Source organism: Pedobacter sp. B4419 (assembly GCF_059693725.1).
This window is the reverse complement of record NZ_JCASSL010000002.1, coordinates 1,052,730-1,068,565: the sequence shown is the minus strand read 5'-3', so window position 1 is coordinate 1,068,565 and position 15,836 is coordinate 1,052,730. Positions and strand designations below refer to the sequence as shown.

Genomic DNA, 15,836 nt, shown 5'->3' with positions numbered 1-15,836 from the left:
TTAATCGGTACAGACATGGAATTTAGAGATAACAAGGCAATATACCTTCAGATCGCAGAGTACGTTTGCGAGCATATCCTGTTGGGCAAATGGGCAGCCGATCAAAAAATACCCTCGGTGAGGGAAATGGCGGTAGAGCTTGAGGTAAACCCAAATACGGTAATGCGCACTTACGAGCTGCTGCAAAACAGAAATATCATCAACAACAAAAGAGGCATTGGTTTTTTCATTGCCGATGATGCCATTGCGAGTGTAAAAGACTACAGAAAAGGCCAGTTTATGGCTGATGAATTGCCATCGGTATTCAGAAACATTTATTTGCTGGGCATCGGTTTCGATGAATTGCAAACCCGCTACAACACTTTTGTTAAAGAAACTTTTAATGCTTAAAGAGATGAAGACAAGTAATAAATTATTAATCGCATTTGCTGCAGCGCTGATCCTTTTACCGATAATAGGTATGGTTTATGTCTCGCAGGCATTGTATACCGACTCAAAAAACTGGTCGGCGGAAGCCAAAAAAGACAATAGCTTTAGCGTAGCTTCCAATAACATGACGAGCAAAGAACTGCCGTCGTTCCAATCGGTAAATATTGCCAATGGAAAAGGGATGTATTTTAACATCCGCTTGATCAAAGATGCCAAGTTTGGTGTAAAGATCCCTGATCAGTTTAAAGACATCGTAAAATTTAATGTAGATGCGCAAGGCAAGCTACAAGTTGAACTGACAGCCAATGAAAGTCACAACAACAATTACATTTCTTTGTTGGTTTATGCTCCAGAAACCAAGGCTATCAGTATTGCAGAGGCAGATGGACTAGGGTTAAATGCCAACACTGATTCGTTGGCCATTGATCTTAAAAAAGTCGGTCGTTTAACTTTTGATTCAGAAACGGCAATCAATAAATTAAGCGTGGCTACCGAAGATGTGAACGAAGTAGCTATCGAAAAAGAGGTTGTCAAAGTACTGCACCTGAATTTGAAAAATACAAACTTTGTAAGCGAATGGTCTTCTTATCAGGAGCTGAATATTGCCACTGCAGGTAATTCGAATATTACGGTAAATGGCGACGACCGCGATGGACCAAGATTTAGCATTACCAATTTGATCATCAATACGACTGGCAAAGGCAATGTAAGTATCAACAATATGCCCATTGGTAATTGTTCGGGTTCATTTTCTGATCAAACTACGGTACAGATGCCAGCCGTTAACCTGAAACAATTATTTAAATAATCTCAATAAAAATCTATGAAAACTTTGATCACCATTTTATTTGTATGCCTAAGTTCTTTCGCTTTTGCGCAACAGCTTAACGACAAGATGAAAGAGGCTTTTAAAACCGATAATGGCGAAGCTGTTTTGGCAGAAATCAAAGCCCAAAAGGCAAGCATTAATGATTGCTTTACTGTTGAGGAAACAACTTATGGACTCCTTGCCGTTAGCATTAAAATGCAAAGGCCACAAATCTTTAATGCATTACTTGCGGCCAAGCCCGATTTAGATAAGGTGTGTAACGGTAAAAGCCCTTTAATGTATGCGGCCAAATATGGTCAGCTAGATTTTGCAAAAGCTTTGGTAAAAGCGGGTGCAAATGTGGCGGTAGCCAATAAAGATGGCGAAACCGCATTAGACTATGCGGTTAAATACGAGAAAAAAGAAGTTCAGGCTTTTTTGGCATCGATCAAAACAACAAAATAAACAATTGTCAAGTTGAGCTTGTGGCGGTATAACGTTGCAGGCTCAACTTTAATAAACCCACCCAAAATGATACTATTGTTGCTCGTATTTATTGTAATCTGCGAACTGCTTTAATTACAGTGCGGTTTCGCGCATAAAGCGGATAGAAGCCTGAATGTCTTTGGCCAATAACCTGTCTGCATCGTTAAACGAAACCGTTTTGCGGTAGTTGCCTACCAGTTCCTCAAGTTGAGGCGAAGATTTTTCTGGCCTCCTCAATTCTAGCGCCTGACTTGCCGTAAGCAATTCTATAGCCAAAATCCTTTCCAGGTTGTCGCATACCCGTAAGCATTTGGTAGCGGCATTGGCACCCATGCTCACATGATCTTCCTGTCCGTTGCTGCTTACAATGCTATCAACAGAAGCTGGTGTACACAACTGTTTGTTTTCGCTGGCAATAGAGGCGGCGGTATATTGCGTAATCATCAATCCCGAGTTTAATCCTGCATTTTTAACCAAGAACGGTGGCAAGCCCCTGCTCCCTGAAATCAATTGGAATGTTCTCCTTTCGGAAATCGAACCTATCTCTGCCAAGGCGATGCATAAAAAGTCTAAGGTGAGTGCCAAAGGCTGCCCGTGGAAATTACCTGCCGAAATGATCCTGTCTTCATCTGGAAAAACATTGGGATTATCGGTAACCGAATTGATCTCGGTTTCGAAAACAGACTTGATATAGTTGATGCTGTCTTTGCTAGCGCCATGTACCTGGGGCACGCATCTGAATGAATAAGGATCTTGTGTTTGTTTGCCGCTTCTGGCAATCAGTTCGCTGCCTTCTAGCCAATTTTGTATATTTTTGGCAGTGGCCAATTGGCCTTTATGTGGCCTGATCTGATGGCTTAAATCTAAAAACGGATCAATGCGGCAGTCAAAGGCATCTAAAGCAATTGCCGTAATGGCATCGGCCCAAGCGCTCAAACTTTCTGCCTTTAAAAGACAATAACAGCCATAGGCACTCATAAACTGGGTGCCATTAATCAGCGCCAAACCCTCTTTGCTCTGCAAGGTAAGGCTGGTCCAGCCCAGTTCTTTGTAAAGTGATCCGGTACTTATCTTTTGGTTTTTGTACCAAACTTCACCTTCGCCGATTAAGGGCAATGCCAAATGGGCCAACGGCGCTAAATCGCCTGAAGCGCCTAAAGAACCTTGGGTATAAATGACCGGCAATATATCGTGGTTGTAAAAATCGACCAAGCGTTCTACCGTGCTTAAGGCAACTGCCGAATGGCCATAGCTTAAGGACTGGATCTTCAACAACAGCATGAGTTTTACGATAGGCAGAGGCACTTCTGCACCGGTACCACAGGCATGAGAAAGCAAGAGGTTGTGTTGCAACTGCGTTAAATGGGCCGAATCAACTTTTACGTTTTGGAGATAGCCAAAGCCGGTATTGATGCCGTAAATCGGATCTTCATTATCGTTCAACTTGTCATCAAGGTACTTGCGGCATTTTTCAATGCGGGCAACAGCCAAGCTAGAAAGGCTAATGCTTTTTTGTTCGCTGATGAGTTGTTGGATAACGGCCAATGATAACTGTTGGGCGCCGATTTCGTAATTTGCCATGGGTCTTATATTTGGTGCCCAAAAGTATAAATAATGCTTAATTTAACACAATCCATTCCTACGATTGTTCGTTAATTAGTTAAAATCCCTTTCCTCAATGAAGAAGTCCTACTTATTGGCCATTCTGTTTATTACCTTTGCGTTTCATGCCCTTGCACAAAAACAAGATACGCTTTCCATCACCCTCGAAAACGTAAAATATCCCTATCCTGTAAAATACCTCAACCTTAAAGCCGAAGGGCAGGATATTAAAATGGCCTACATGGATATCGCAGCAAGTACAAATGCCAACGGCCGTACAGTAATGCTGTTTCATGGTAAAAACTTCGGAGGCTATTATTGGACGAACGTGATCAAGGCCTTGAGTGCTCAGGGTTTTAGGGTAGTAGTGCCCGATCAGATTGGCTTTGGCAAATCGTCTAAACCTTTTATCCATTATAGTTTTCATCAGCTGGCCAAGTGGAACAAACAATTGCTAGATACCTTGGGCATCCAAAAAACCACGGTCATGGGCCATTCAATGGGAGGTATGCTGGCCGTTCGTTTTGCCCTGTTGTTCCCGACGCAAACAGAAAAGCTGTTGCTAGAAAATCCAATCGGATTGGAAGATTATCGCACCTTTGTGCCCTATGTAAGTACGGAGATGCAGTACCAAACCGAGTTGAAGTCTACAGCCCAAAGCATTAAGAAATATTACCAAAGCTCTTATTTTGTACAATGGAAACCCGAATATGACGAACTGGTGCGCATTGCAGCGGGTGTAACTTTTAGCAGCGATTATCCGCGTTGGGCAAAGGTGGCTGCCATGACTTTTACCATGATTTATGAGCAACCCATCATTTATGAATTGGCCAACCTAAAAGTGCCCACTGTTTTGTTGATCGGGAAAGAGGACAAAACTATTGTGGGCAAAGGCCTGCTCAGTGCCGATGAACAAGCCAAGCATGGACAGTACAAGATTTTGGGCAAAGCCGCCGCACAGCAAATTTCAGGTAGCAAATTAATCGAATTCGAAGGCTCCGGGCATATTCCGCACTTGGAAATTCCAAAGGAGTTTTTGGATGCTTTGCTGAAAAATATTTAGGACCACCCCGCCCTTTGGGCACCCCTCCAGAGGAGGGGAATTATTTGCAATCCACTAAGTAATTATCAGAAGTGGTGTTTATTCAGGATTAAAGCCAGTTCGGCTGAAGGGATTCGCCATGCTGAACACCGATCCAGCATCTATCTCGAGTTAGATCCTGGACCAAGTCCGGGAGTATGCCGCTCCAATTCGGGCTATTTTATTTGAGCCAGTGCAACGGAACATAGTTGCAGGGAATTGGTTTCCTAAACCTGATGGAAGCGAGCACGCAGTAAAGCGGACAGCAGGACTCTATTTGCTATGGAATACTGACATTTCCTTTTCAAAAACGAATAATGCCTTTATTGGTGTTCTTCACCAACATGTTGTTAGAACCACAGATTGAGAACCACCCCGCCCTTAAGGTGAATGGATTTGCTAAACAATTAGCCTTCCAAAATCTCCAGTTGTGTAATGATGTCCTCCTCGGTAATCGGGTAAGGCACATCGTTCACAATATTTTGATAAACGGCTTCGAACAAGCCTGTATAATCTCCCTTTTGCGAAGGAATAAAAGTAGTTTCCCTACCACCATCGGCAGTTACTATGGTTAACTTGCCTTCGTTGCCAGGATATTCCAAGCCATATTTTTCATCGCTTGGCTTAATGCCTTTTAATAATTGTTCTTCCTGTACATCGGCATGGTTCTTTAAAAACGAACCTTGCATGCCATTGAGCACAAACGCGTGTTGAATATCAGCCACCAACATGCTGGCCGTAAGAAAAACGTTAAGTTCGTTCGGATAGCTCAACTGAATGGCAAAATAATCGTCCACCTTGGTATTTGCCCTGTTTCTGCTCAATACTTTATGAAAGCTTTTGGGCTTGCCAAACAGGCTAATGGCCTGGTCTAACAAATGCGGACCCAAATCATACTGCAATCCACTGGCAGCTATGGGCTCTTCTTTAAAGGTTTTTGGACCAATTTCATTGCGGTAGCGGTCGTAACGAAAGTGAACTTCTACCAATTTGCCTAATGCGCCACTTTCAATAATGCTTTTCACTGAGTTGAAACCGCTGTCGTATCTTCTGTTTTGGTAAACCAATGCCTTTTTGCCTACGCTCTTGGCCAATTCAAATAGTTCTTTGGCTTGGGCGCTCGTTGCTGTAAAAGGTTTTTCTACCAAAATATGCTTGCCTGCCTGTAGGGCCTGCTTGGCATAATCGTAATGCGTATAATTGGGTGTATTGATGATTACCAGTTCAATCGAATCATCGGCAATCAATTCGTCAATGCTGCTGTAGCTGGTTACCGATGGATAATCGTTAGCAGCTTGTTTATGATTGCGCTCGGTTACGGCCTGTAAATGGAAGCCAGGGTGCGTACTTACAAAAGGGGCATGGAAAACCTTGCCCGACATGCCATAGGCCAAAAGACCAGTGTTGATTTTGCGGTTCATCTTACAAAGCTAAAAAATTGACGTAGATGTGCGTTATCAATGGGCAATGAAAGCACTATAAATGTATATTTGTGCATGAAACCAGCAGAAATACATGCCAAATGGAAAGTTTTGCAGGAGCGGATCGCTAAAGAATTCGATTCGGAATTGCCGGATCTAAAAGTAATGCTCTTTTTGATCGGCGTTCAGGAGCTGGGACAGGGGCCACGGAAATACAGCAAAAGGCAAAAGGAAGAACTGATGCACATTGCTACCTGTAGGCTCATGAGCGAGATGGGTTTTTATGAGCTTGAAGGCTTAGACCAGGATGGTTGGCCACATTGGAAACTCGTTAAGCCGGTTCCGCCTTACGCGATGATGGAACAGGAATTATTGCTCAAATCGTTAGCGATCGCCTATTTTGCAGACATCTATGAGTAATGCTCATTATGGCAAAAAATAAAAGCCTCCCGAACTTGCTTCGGGAGGCTTTATGTTATATTATAGGTAAATAGAAATTTCTATTTGATTAGCCTGCTTTTTGAGCTTCTTTTTTCAATTGATCGTTGGCTACGATCACGATTTCTACCCTACGATTAGCGGCTCTGCCATCTTCAGTTGCGTTATCGGCAATTGGCTCTGCAAAACCTTTACCAACTGGAATTAAACGTGCAGCTGGTACACCTTGAGAAACGGCATAAGCTTTAACAGCTGCTGCTCTTTTTTCTGAAAGGGTCATGTTATATACTTCAGTACCACGACTATCGGTATGGCCGATTACTTTAATGTCGGTACCTGGATATTGGTTAAGCGATGAAGCCAAGCTTTGGATATTTTGTTTAGCCGCATCTTTCAAAGCAAATTTATCGAAGTCGAAAAGGATACCGCTGTCAAATTTAACGATGATACCTTCGCCTTCACGGATAACTTCGGCATTTGGAATAGCATTCTGGATTTCTGCAGCTTGCTTATCCATACGTTTACCTATGAAACCACCTGCTGTACCACCTACAGCCGCACCAATAATGGCACCTACTGCAGTATTACCTGCTTTTTTACCAATAATACCACCGATTACACCACCGGCAGCCGCACCAATACCTGCACCTTTTTGCGTATTAGTTAAACTGTCGCAACCTTGAAAAGTCATTGCGCCTATAGCAAACGCTACACTTAATGTTGCTATTTTGAATCTTGAAGTCATCATTTTACAAATGTTTTGATTTAATTATCTGTTAATTATTCAAAGGTAATGCCAATTCTGCAATCTCACAGAAATTTAAGTTCAATTTTTTGATTATCGATTGTTTTAGACGTTTTAATGGTGTTGTCTTTAAAAACAAAGGTCAATCCATAACTTTATCCAGTTACAGATTGACCATAATTGTATACATTTTTGTTACACGCTATTCTGAAAAGTAGGCTTCCAGTTCTTTCAGCGTATTTTCGTCTGTTTTAAAGTCTTTGATCACAATTCCCTTTTCCAATAAAATGATCCTGTCGCAAACATCGGTTACGTGATTCAAATCGTGGCTCGAAATCAAGGTGGTTAAACGGTGACTGGCTTTTAGGGTTTTGATCAATGTTTTGAGCCTGATCTGCGTAGTCGGATCCAAATTCGCAAATGGCTCGTCCAGCACCAGCAACTCTGGTTTTTGCATCAATGCGGCTGCGATACCCACTTTGTTCTGGTTGCCTTTGGAGAAATCGCGGATGTACTTGCCACGACTTAAAATCTCTCCATTAAAAAATTCTTCGTATTGTTTCAGGTAATCGGCTACATGGGCTGCGGTGAGGTTATGCAGGCTGCCAATAAAAATAAAATATTCTTCAGGCGTCAGGTAGTCGATCAAAAAGCCTTCGTCAAGGTAAGAAGCGGTATAGTCTTTCCATTTATCGGTCGATGCCACATTCTCGTTTTTGGAAAGTACTTCGCCGCTATCGGGCCTGATCAGGTCTAGCATCATTCTGAAAAGCGTGGTTTTGCCTGCGCCGTTATTGCCTACAAGACCAATGGTTTCTCCATCGCGAATAACAAGATCCTGAATATTAACTACGGTACGGCCTCCGTAGGATTTCTGTAATTTTATAATTTCTAACATATCTTATTCCCTAAAGCCTTCGGCTATTTTATAACGTTTTTGTTCAAATCTTTTAACAATATAATTGATCCAGAAGCCACGCATCAGCAACATGATCAGTCCGAATAACGAAACAACGAACAATCCTAGGTATGGTTTGTCCATGTAGCCGAAAGGCACATACAGCAAAATCGGGGTAAACACATACGGAAATATGAGCAACCACTGGGTAGCCCCTGTGCCTTGGTAATTGAAACTGGCCGATTTGGTAATGTCTAGGCGCTTATAATTTAAGGTGGCCAAATAAAGCACCACTACAGTTCCAAAGCCAATATTGTACAGATAGGCTGCGAGGTGCAGGAGCAAGAGCTTCGGACTGATAAAGCCGTAAAAACTGGCTAACAAGGTTATAATAGTACAAGAAATGGTAAACAGTAAAAACTTGGCCTTGATAAAGTCCTTAAAGTTGATCTTGTTGCTCAGCAAACCATCAAAATGGGCACTTTGCCATGCAAACATAAACTGTCCGTAAATAATGATCGATATACCTGTCATGAAAATGGCGCCAAACATCATTTGTCCAAAAGCATCCCGGTCTATGGCTTTTTCCTTGTAAAAAATGAAGCCGTAAAACAAAAACAAGAAGCTCATTAAAACTGAAGAACGAGGGCGCTTGTGACGCAGAATGAGTTTCAGTTCTAGGGCTGCCAACTCGCCAACCCTACCGAAGCGGTTGAGGAAAGCATAGTCTGTACTTACCTTTTTCTCCTGTCCAGCGCTCAGCTCTTCGGCATAGAGGTTGTTGCGCAAGTAAGTAGAGTTGAACTTGAACATGGCGAAGGCCAAAATGGTAAAGGCAAAGCCTATGTAAGGATACAATACCAATTTGCTAAACACATAGTTTGCCGCAGCCATTACAGAAATAATCTTGTAATAGTCTAACGCTGCAAATCCGGCAAAAATAGCTAGTCCAACTACGGTGTACCAGATGTTGGCAATCGATTTCCTTTTAATGTACAGCGCTAAAAAGTTATTGAAAACCATGAGCGAAAGGATAGAAACAATGTACATCAAAAGTGTAAACGCACCATTGGTTGGCCCAATCTTAATCAGGCAAAAAGGAAAAAAGATAAAGAAAGGCCATAGGTTAAAAGCCGAAAACAGCGCTTTTACATTAAGAAACTGAATGATCTTGCTCTTTTGAATTCTTAGGTGCAAATAAGGGATAATGCTCAATGTAGGCAGTTCTTGTAGCTGCAATCGCATGATCAGGTCAAATGCAAAGTAATAAAAGATCAGCCCGTTAAAGCTTGTAATGGCATCTTGGCCGGGGAATACCTGTGGCAGGAATTTGGTCAAGCCAAAGCCCAGTACTGCCGCAACGGCCAGAAAATAGAGCATGAAAAAGCCCAATAAAATCTGTGCGGCCACACTGCCAGCCTTGTTACGGCTGCGCCAGAAACCTTTCCATTGGTGATTAATAAAGATTGATAACATTGTTTAGGGTTGTCGCTTATTGGTGAGTTGTAAACGTATATATAAGAATTCTATTTGACTAGCTTGACCCAGCCAACAGCATGGCCGTTGTCTTGGTAATTGTTGTTTTTGTATTTATGCGTGTGTACAGCAATTATAAGGATAAAAATTGAGTTCATCTCATCGATTTTATCTCAAAATCGCTGCATATATCAAAAGAAACTGGCTAAGAAATCTACTTGTCGATTTATTGGTAACTGAAAAAAATCAGCTAGGGAGGCTTAATAATTATATTTGTCTTTCCAATTCTGCTTCAGTTTTTCTCTTAATTTTTCCTCTGCCGGATTTTTGCCCGGATCATAGAGCTTGGTGCCACTCAGCTCTTCTGGAAAATATTCCTGTTGAGAAAAATTGCCTTCGTAACTGTGCGAATATTGATAGTCTTTGCCATAGCCGATGTTTTTCATCAGTTTGGTTGGGGCATTGCGGATATGCAAAGGAACGGGCAGGTTGCCGGTTTGCTTCACCAAGGCCTGCGCTTTGTTAATGGCTTCGTAGGAGGCGTTGCTTTTCGCAGATGAAGCTAAATAAGTTACACATTGCGATAAAATAATCCGTGCTTCGGGGTAGCCGATTACATTTACAGCCGAAAAACAGTTGTTCGCCAATAACAGCGCATTCGGATTGGCATTGCCAATATCTTCTGAAGAAAGAATAACCAGCCTGCGTGCAATGAACAAAGGATCTTCGCCGCCTTCTATCATCCGGGCCAGCCAATAAACGGCCGCATTGGGATCGCTTCCGCGGATAGATTTGATAAATGCCGAAATGATATCGTAATGCTGTTCGCCTGCCTTATCATACAAAGCCAGGTTTTGTTGGGCATGTGCCAGTACGTTTTCGTTGGTGAGCGTTATTTTGTCGCCACCAATCCCATTAACGGCAATTTCGAGCACGTTTAAAAGCTTGCGTGCATCGCCACCAGACAAGCGGATCAAAGCTTCATGTTCTTTGATCTTGATCTGCTTTTCTTTGAGGATTTCGTCTTTCTTAATGGCGGTTTCTAACAAAGAAGCCAATTCTTCTTCGGTAAGCGCCTTTAAAATATAGACTTGGCATCGCGAGAGCAAAGCGGAAATGACTTCAAAAGAAGGATTTTCTGTGGTGGCACCAATCAAGGTCACCAAACCCCGCTCTACCGCACCCAATAAACTGTCTTGCTGCGATTTGCTAAAGCGGTGGATCTCATCAATAAACAGAATCGGCATACCCATGAAACTGTCTTTTAGCGCAGCGGCACGGTCAATTACATCACGAATATCCTTTACGCCCGAATTGATCGCGCTCAGGTTAAAAAACGGACGATCTAGGCTATGCGAGATGATAGAGGCCAAAGTGGTTTTGCCTACGCCTGGAGGTCCCCAGAAAATCATGGAGGGCAATCGGCCACTTTCAATCGCCTTGCGCAAAACCGCATCTGGACCAACCAAATGCTTTTGCCCGACATATTCGTCCAGGTTTTGTGGACGCATCCGTTCTGCTAATGGAGCTGAGTTCTGCATAGCCTAAAGGTATAGAATTTGAAGTAAAAACTATAGAACAATTGGCAATTGCAAGTAGTTTGCCGATTTTAATTGGCGGCTGGTTTTGGCTTTTTCTTGAAGAACTTCTTTTTCTTTTTGTAAGGTTTGTGCTCGCCTGGCGCTTCTTCTTTTGGGGCTTCGCCCAAATGTTCGGGCAAAGGCATGCGGTCTATCTGACGCTCAATCAGTTTTTCGATATTGGCCAGCTTGCGCTTGTCCTTGCCGTTAACCAAGGTAATGGCCGTGCCGGTAGTGGCAGCCCTTGCCGTTCTGCCAATTCTGTGGATATAGTCTTCGGCATCGTGAGGGGCATCGTAATTGATCACCAGGTCAATTCCGGTAACATCAATCCCGCGGCTCAATACATCGGTGCCGATCAGTACATTGAGTTTGCTGTTCTTAAAATCGAGCATAATGGATTCGCGTTCTTTCTGCTCTAAATCGCTATGAAACGAAGCTACTTTTAAGCCCAGTTTTTTAAACACTTTGCCCAGCTCTTTTACTTTTTCTTTTCGCCCTGCAAAAACAATAATCCGGTTATAAGTGGCCGATTTTAATATTTCTGTAAGCAAAGCTACTTTCTGCTCATCGTGTATGAGGTAAACCTGTTGGTTAATGCCTTCGGCAGGTTTCGAAATCGAGATGTTGATCTGCTCAGGATCGGTTAGCAGGTTGCTGGCCAGTTTCCTGATTTTAGGCGGCATGGTGGCCGAAAACATTACGGTTTGGCGGTCCTTTGGCAGGTAGCCCACAATTTTCATGATGTCTTCGTAAAAGCCCATGTCCAGCATCCTGTCGGCCTCATCCAGCACCAAATAATGCAATTGGTCCATCTTAAGCAAACCCGATGAAAGGTGCGCGATCAAACGGCCAGGGGTGGCAATGATAATGTCAACGCCTTCGCGCATCGATCTTTTTTGTTGTTCGTAGGCTACGCCATCGCCACCGCCATAAACGGTAAGTGAGCTGATGTTGGTAAAATACGAGAGTGCCTCTACCTGCAAATCGATCTGTTGGGCCAGTTCGCGGGTAGGAGCCAATATTAAGGTGGTATTGTGCCTTTCGTGATTTTCGGTAAGCATGTTCATGATCGGCAGCAAATAGGCACCTGTTTTTCCTGTTCCGGTTTGGGCGCAGGCAATCAGGTCCTTTTTAGCTAAAATTAATGGAATGGCTTGTTGTTGTATGGGCGTTGCATTGCGAAAGCCCATGGCCAGTAAACCCTCTAAAAGTTCGGGGTTGAAGTTAAAATCGTTAAAATCCAAATGTTGATGTGTAAAATACTGGATAAAAGTACCTTAAATTATGGCCAAAAGCAAATCAAGCGCTTGTTCAAATTGTTGTTTTTGTGTTAATAATCACTTTATATACGTTTGTTTTCTTTGTGAAATAAATGATTGTTTTAAAAGAGGCGATCAGGAATCATAAAGCTTAAATATAAAGGGTACACAAATTAATATAATCAAGGGCCATGCCGAAAGGGATGGCTTTTTTATTAATTTTACGTTGTGAAAGCCGTTGCTCTGCTCTTATCGTTAATTGTGCTTACCCTTACGGTAACGCCATGCTGTGCATTCGAAAACGAAGAAGCATGCGCTTTGGAGCAAAAGCAAAGCAATGAAAAGCATGCAGATAAAGAAGAGTGTTGCAAAGATTGTTCGCCCTTTTATACCTGTGGCACCTGTGTTGGCTTTGTATTGGCAGAGCACCAGTTTGTAGAAATTACCCAACCAGAAATTAAGCTTCCAATTTACAACAGCATTTATTTAACCCGCGAAATTGGCGAGTTTTATCCTGCTGTTTGGCAGCCTCCAAAATTAAGTTAGTCTTTTCTCAGGTTATAAAGCCATTTAACTTAATTACAACTATATCTTATTAAAATGAAGAAACTCATTATGGTTTTGGCCGTAGTGTGCTGTGTATTTACAGCGGCTGCCCAAAACACATTTAAAGCAATAATTAAAAACGCAAAAACAAATGAGCCACTCGCTGGTGCCAGTGTACAGGTCCTAAATACAAAGATTGGCGCAGTGGCCGATAGCACTGGGCTGGTTGTACTCAATGAGGTGCCTGGAGGCCAACAGCTTGTTCAGTTTAGTTTTATAGGCTACCAAAGCCGAATAGATACCTTGGTTTTTCCTGTGGTACAAACTACACCGATGCTGGTTTTGCTCGAGCCTGCAGCAACAGATGAAGAGCTGGAAGAAGTAGTAGTTTCAGCCACCCGAAGTAGCCGGACCATTGCCAATATTCCAACAAGGGTTGAGGTAATTGCCGGCGAAGAGCTCGATGAAAAGGGCAATATGAAACCTGGTGATATCCGCATGTTGCTGGCCGAAAGCACTGGTATTCAAACACAGCAAACCTCAGCTACCAGTGGCAATTCGAGCATCCGCATTCAAGGTTTAGACGGCAAATACACGCAGGTAATCCGTGATGGATTTCCCCTGTACAGCGGCTTTTCTGGCGGATTGGGACTGCTGCAAATCGCCCCTTTAGATTTGCAACAGGTTGAGGTGATCAAAGGGTCATCATCTACCTTGTATGGTGGTGGCGCCATTGCAGGCTTGGTTAATTTGGTGTCTAAAAAGCCAACCGAAGAACGCCAGCTTAATTTTTTGCTCAACGGAACTTCGGCCCTAGGGCTTGATGCCAGTGGTTTTTATGCCCAAAAATTTGAAAAAATCGGCTTAACGGTTTATGGTGCCTATAATAAAGGAACCGCTTATGATCCTACTTCCATCGGGTTAACCGCCATTCCTAAGTTCAATAGGTTTACCTTAAACCCCAAGCTTTTTGTGTATTTGAATGAAGCTACACAGCTTTCGGTAGGACTGAATACCGTAACAGAGAAACGCATTGGTGGAGATTTGGAATACATCAAGGGAAATGGAAGTCCTGCGCTTAGCTATTTCGAAGAAAACAAAACCAATCGCTATAGCACACAGGTAGAGCTGAGCCATCAGTTTAACGATAAAGAAAAACTGGTGCTGCGCAATTCGGTAAGTTATTACGATCGGAGCATCGCTTTGCCGGGCTATCTTTTTTCTGGTTTGCAGCTCTCTACTTATAGCGAAGCTAATTATGCGGCAAATGGAGAAAAGACCGATTGGGTAGCAGGAGTTAATTTGCTGACAGATCATTTTAAAGAAGACCAAAACAGCAATCTGGCATTGAGGAGCTATAACTACACAACAATTGGAGCCTTTGTACAGCATACCTGGAATACAATAGAAAAGTTCAGCATTGAATCGGGGATGCGTGGCGATTACCATAACGAATATGGCTTCTTTTGGTTGCCAAAGGTTTCTTTGCTCTTTAAAATAAACGAGCAACTTTCTACGCGTTTAGGTGGCGGACTGGGTTACAAGGCGCCAAGCGTGTTTACCGAAGATGCAGAGCGCATACAATTCAGAAATGTATTGCCCCTCGATGTAGCCAATACAAAGGCCGAACGTTCTTATGGGGCCAATTATGATGTCAACTACCGGGCCGCATTTTTCGATGATAAATTAGGCTTTAGCATTAACCAGCTATTTTTCTTTACCCGAATCAATAAGCCTATTTTATTGATGCCTACCGGCAACAATTGGACTTATGTACAACCCAATGGCCACATCAATACCAAAGGGATGGAAACCAATGTAAAGCTGACCTATAGCGATTTCAAATTATTTGTAGGCTATACCTTGGCCGATGTGAACCAGCGTGCCAACAACAATTCGAGTGCCTATCCATTGGTTTCTAAACATCGCCTCAATAATGTGTTGATGTACGAAGTAGAAGACGAGTGGAAGATTGGGGCAGAAGCCTATTATTTTAGCAGGCAAAAACTCAATGACGGGACCTTTGGAAAAAGCTATTGGACGGCTGGTCTCATGGCCGAAAAACTTTGGGAACACTTCTCTATTTTTATCAATTTTGAGAACCTGACCGATACCCGCCAAACCAAATTCGATTCGATTTTTACAGGAAGCATCACCAACCCAACATTTAGGGATATTTATGCACCTGTTGATGGTTTTGTAATTAATGGAGGAATAAAACTGAAACTCTAATTGTTTAGAGCCCAGTCCGTGTCAATAAATAAAAAAGCCACAGATGAACAGATTATCAATCTGCTGATCTGTGGCTAACTCCATAGACCTTGGTTACTCCCAAAATCCCTGTACCTTGATGCTTTTGGTTGGGGCTTCAATCTGCTTGATCCTTTTGCGGAGCTGTACGCAGGTTGGAATATGCCCTGTAATGTAAACCGTAGCCGTATCCAGGTTGTTGTTTTCGGCCCAGTTGGCCAATGCGCTGTAGCCACCAAAATCGTGTTTGGGAACCGCCCGCATCTCCCAGTTCAGGTATTGGCTAAACTCTTGGCGATGGCTTTCATGTTCAATGGCAATTGCTCCTTTTATGCTTCTTTCGTTGGCCAGCTGCTGTAACGCCAAGTAATGACCAATGCTGCTCATATCGCCGAGGCTTACCATGAGTCCGTTGCGTACCGGCTGGTGAAAGGTAGCGCCCACGCCCACATAAGTAATGGTATCGCCTTTTTTGAGCTGGCTTACCCACTGGCTTCCGGGGCCTTGGTGCTGGGCATCGATAAATAAAGTGCAAGTGCTGGTTTCTGCATCCCACCAAGCTGGGGTATAATCGCGGTAAACCCCTTCGGCTACCTTAACCTTAATATGTTGTACCCTATCCCAGCCCTGCATGTTCATGCCTGGAAAATGAACGTCGATCTCAAAAAATGTAGCAGGGTTCCAAGCCCTCACTTCAAGCACCTTTCCGCTTTTGCCAAAGGCAGATTCGAGTAAGGAAATTACTTTCTTTTTTAATGCAATCATCGTTAAAAATTTGATGTACAAATCAAGTCAGAAAGCCTTGGGCAAACAA

15 protein-coding genes are annotated in these 15,836 nt (G+C 42.9%); 7 read left to right on the top strand and 8 right to left on the bottom strand.

Annotated features, from left to right (window positions below; all coding sequences use genetic code 11):
• The first annotated feature begins 15 nt into the window (after nucleotides 1-15).
• From AC570H_RS16160 to AC570H_RS16150, 3 genes are read left to right on the top strand one after another with little or no spacing between them, the layout of a single operon-like run.
• Nucleotides 16-390 (top strand): GntR family transcriptional regulator, encoded by a 375-nt coding sequence (locus tag AC570H_RS16160; RefSeq protein WP_497356657.1) that lies wholly within the window; start codon nucleotides 16-18, stop codon nucleotides 388-390.
• Nucleotides 391-394: 4 nt separating this feature from the next.
• Complete coding sequence (locus tag AC570H_RS16155) at nucleotides 395-1,237, top strand: hypothetical protein (RefSeq protein ID WP_497356655.1); 843 nt, start codon at nucleotides 395-397, stop codon at nucleotides 1,235-1,237.
• A gap of 15 nt (nucleotides 1,238-1,252) precedes the next feature.
• Entirely contained in the window at nucleotides 1,253-1,702 is a 450-nt protein-coding gene (locus AC570H_RS16150) for an ankyrin repeat domain-containing protein (RefSeq protein ID WP_497356653.1), read from the top strand.
• Nucleotides 1,703-1,816: 114 nt separating this feature from the next.
• On the opposite strand, the gene hutH is transcribed toward AC570H_RS16150, so the two are convergent.
• Nucleotides 1,817-3,304 carry a histidine ammonia-lyase gene (gene hutH / locus AC570H_RS16145; RefSeq protein ID WP_497356651.1) on the bottom strand — a complete coding sequence of 496 codons (1,488 nt, stop codon included), beginning with the start codon at nucleotides 3,302-3,304 and terminating at the stop codon, nucleotides 1,817-1,819.
• 97 nt (nucleotides 3,305-3,401) lie between these two features.
• Between hutH and AC570H_RS16140 the strand changes: the two genes are divergently transcribed.
• Nucleotides 3,402-4,388, top strand: a complete 987-nt coding sequence (locus tag AC570H_RS16140) for an alpha/beta fold hydrolase (RefSeq protein ID WP_497356649.1) — start codon at nucleotides 3,402-3,404, stop codon at nucleotides 4,386-4,388.
• A gap of 425 nt (nucleotides 4,389-4,813) precedes the next feature.
• On the opposite strand, the gene AC570H_RS16135 is transcribed toward AC570H_RS16140, so the two are convergent.
• Nucleotides 4,814-5,827: a Gfo/Idh/MocA family oxidoreductase gene (locus tag AC570H_RS16135; RefSeq protein WP_497356647.1), complete on the bottom strand. Its 1,014-nt coding sequence runs from the start codon at nucleotides 5,825-5,827 to the stop codon at nucleotides 4,814-4,816.
• 75 nt (nucleotides 5,828-5,902) lie between these two features.
• Here AC570H_RS16135 and AC570H_RS16130 point away from each other — a divergent pair, with 75 nt between their 5' ends.
• Nucleotides 5,903-6,247, top strand: a complete 345-nt coding sequence (locus tag AC570H_RS16130; RefSeq protein WP_497356645.1) for a hypothetical protein — start codon at nucleotides 5,903-5,905, stop codon at nucleotides 6,245-6,247.
• Between the two features lie 88 nt (nucleotides 6,248-6,335).
• Here the strand turns inward: AC570H_RS16130 and AC570H_RS16125 are convergent, their stop codons facing one another.
• The 5 genes from AC570H_RS16125 to AC570H_RS16105 form a co-directional block, all read right to left on the bottom strand.
• Nucleotides 6,336-7,013, bottom strand: a complete 678-nt coding sequence (locus AC570H_RS16125; RefSeq protein WP_497356643.1) for a YiaD family glycine zipper/OmpA-like lipoprotein — start codon at nucleotides 7,011-7,013, stop codon at nucleotides 6,336-6,338.
• Nucleotides 7,014-7,212: 199 nt separating this feature from the next.
• Complete coding sequence (locus tag AC570H_RS16120; protein ID WP_497356641.1) at nucleotides 7,213-7,908, bottom strand: ABC transporter ATP-binding protein; 696 nt, start codon at nucleotides 7,906-7,908, stop codon at nucleotides 7,213-7,215.
• A 3-nt stretch (nucleotides 7,909-7,911) separates the two neighbouring features.
• The gene (locus AC570H_RS16115) at nucleotides 7,912-9,384 is read right to left on the bottom strand and encodes a DUF5687 family protein (RefSeq protein ID WP_497356639.1); all 1,473 of its coding nucleotides are present in this window, start codon (nucleotides 9,382-9,384) and stop codon (nucleotides 7,912-7,914) included.
• Between the two features lie 260 nt (nucleotides 9,385-9,644).
• Nucleotides 9,645-10,925 carry a replication-associated recombination protein A gene (locus AC570H_RS16110; protein ID WP_497356637.1) on the bottom strand — a complete coding sequence of 427 codons (1,281 nt, stop codon included), beginning with the start codon at nucleotides 10,923-10,925 and terminating at the stop codon, nucleotides 9,645-9,647.
• Nucleotides 10,926-10,993: 68 nt separating this feature from the next.
• Nucleotides 10,994-12,211 carry a DEAD/DEAH box helicase gene (locus AC570H_RS16105; RefSeq protein ID WP_497356635.1) on the bottom strand — a complete coding sequence of 406 codons (1,218 nt, stop codon included), beginning with the start codon at nucleotides 12,209-12,211 and terminating at the stop codon, nucleotides 10,994-10,996.
• Nucleotides 12,212-12,454: 243 nt separating this feature from the next.
• Between AC570H_RS16105 and AC570H_RS16100 the strand changes: the two genes are divergently transcribed.
• Both AC570H_RS16100 and AC570H_RS16095 read left to right on the top strand, forming a co-directional pair.
• The gene (locus AC570H_RS16100; protein ID WP_497356633.1) at nucleotides 12,455-12,772 is read left to right on the top strand and encodes a DUF6660 family protein; all 318 of its coding nucleotides are present in this window, start codon (nucleotides 12,455-12,457) and stop codon (nucleotides 12,770-12,772) included.
• A 54-nt stretch (nucleotides 12,773-12,826) separates the two neighbouring features.
• Nucleotides 12,827-15,004, top strand: coding sequence for a TonB-dependent receptor (locus tag AC570H_RS16095; RefSeq protein WP_497356631.1), 2,178 nt, complete (start codon nucleotides 12,827-12,829; stop codon nucleotides 15,002-15,004).
• A 93-nt stretch (nucleotides 15,005-15,097) separates the two neighbouring features.
• On the opposite strand, the gene AC570H_RS16090 is transcribed toward AC570H_RS16095, so the two are convergent.
• Nucleotides 15,098-15,787, bottom strand: coding sequence for an SIP domain-containing protein (locus AC570H_RS16090; protein ID WP_497356629.1), 690 nt, complete (start codon nucleotides 15,785-15,787; stop codon nucleotides 15,098-15,100).
• Between the last annotated feature and the right edge of the window lie 49 nt (nucleotides 15,788-15,836).